The organism is Kitasatospora sp. NPDC056783, from assembly GCF_042789895.1.
GTDB lineage: Bacteria > Actinomycetota > Actinomycetes > Streptomycetales > Streptomycetaceae > Kitasatospora.
In genome coordinates this window covers 1-1,066 of the sequence record NZ_JBHUAF010000732.1, presented here as the reverse complement: position 1 = coordinate 1,066, position 1,066 = coordinate 1, and the positions used below count along the sequence as shown (strand labels likewise).

The 1,066-nt window shown below is 71.5% G+C and carries 1 protein-coding gene; it reads right to left on the bottom strand.

What is annotated here, in order from left to right; all coding sequences use genetic code 11:
• Positions 1-55 precede the first annotated feature (55 nt).
• Positions 56-1,051 (bottom strand): 2-hydroxyacid dehydrogenase, encoded by a 996-nt coding sequence (locus ACFRMQ_RS40945; protein ID WP_380736026.1) that lies wholly within the window; start codon positions 1,049-1,051, stop codon positions 56-58.
• Positions 1,052-1,066: the final 15 nt, after the last annotated feature.

Below are 1,066 nucleotides of genomic sequence, written 5' to 3'. Positions count from 1 at the left end.
GGCACACCGTTGCCGGGCGGCGGTGGGACGGGTGTGCCGGGGTCCGGTTCGCGGGTCAGGTCTTGGGCACGAGGGTGTTCTCGTTGGTGCGGCCGGCGGCGTAGTCGTCGATGTTGCGGGCGGTGGCGTCGATGATCTGGCCGACGGCGGTGTGGGTGAAGTAGGCCTGGTGGCCGGTGACGAGGACCTGGGGGAAGGTGAGGAGGCGGGCGAGGGTGTCGTCGGTGATGCCCTGGATGGACTGGTCGGTGAAGAAGACGCCGGTCTCCTCCTCGTAGACGTCGAGGCCGACGCCCGACAGCCGTCCGGCGCGGAGGGTCTCGACCAGGGCGTGGCTGTCGATGAGGCCGCCGCGGCTGGAGTTGACGAGGATCGCGTCGTCCTTCATCCGGGCGAGGGCGGCGCCGTCGATCAGGTGGTGGGTGGCCGGCAGCAGGGGCACGTGCAGGCTCACCAGGTCGGCGCGGGAGAGGAGTTCGGGCAGTTCGGTGTACGTCATGCCGAGTTCCACGCAGGCGGGGTTCCGCGCGATGTCCCAGCCGAGGAGGTGGGTGCCGAAGCCGGCGGCGATGCGGGCGAAGCATTCGCCGATCTTGCCGGTGCCGATCACGCCGACGGTCATTCCGTGGATGTCGCGGCCGAGCAGGCCGTCGAGGCGGAAGTCGAACTCGCGGGAGCGGCCGGCGGCCCGGGTGAGGCGGCGGTTGACGGCCAGTGCGAGGGTCCACGCGTGTTCGGCAACCGAGTACGGGCTGTAGTGGGAGACCCGGGCGATGGTGAGGCCGAGGCCGGCGGCGGCGTCGAGGTCGATGTTGTTGAAGCCGGTGGAGCGCTGGGTGACCAGCTCGGTGCCGCCGGCCGCCAGCACCGCGAGGGTCTCGGCGTCCAGGACGGCGTTGACGCTGCTGCTGACGGCCGGGTAGCCGGCGGCCAGCGGGGCGGTGTCGCGGTTGAGGGTCATGTCCAGGCAGCGCAGCTCGTGCCGGCCGGCGAAGGCCTGCTCCAGCAGCGGTCGCTCGTCGACCTGCACCTCGTACGCGAGGATCTCCATGCCCGGTCCCTCCAG

Bases quoted from the DNA above. Each gene is read 5' to 3' on its own strand.
- ACFRMQ_RS40945 (WP_380736026.1), bottom strand. From the start codon at position 1,051: ATGGAGATCCTCGCGTACGAGGTGCAGGTCGACGAGCGACCGCTGCTG.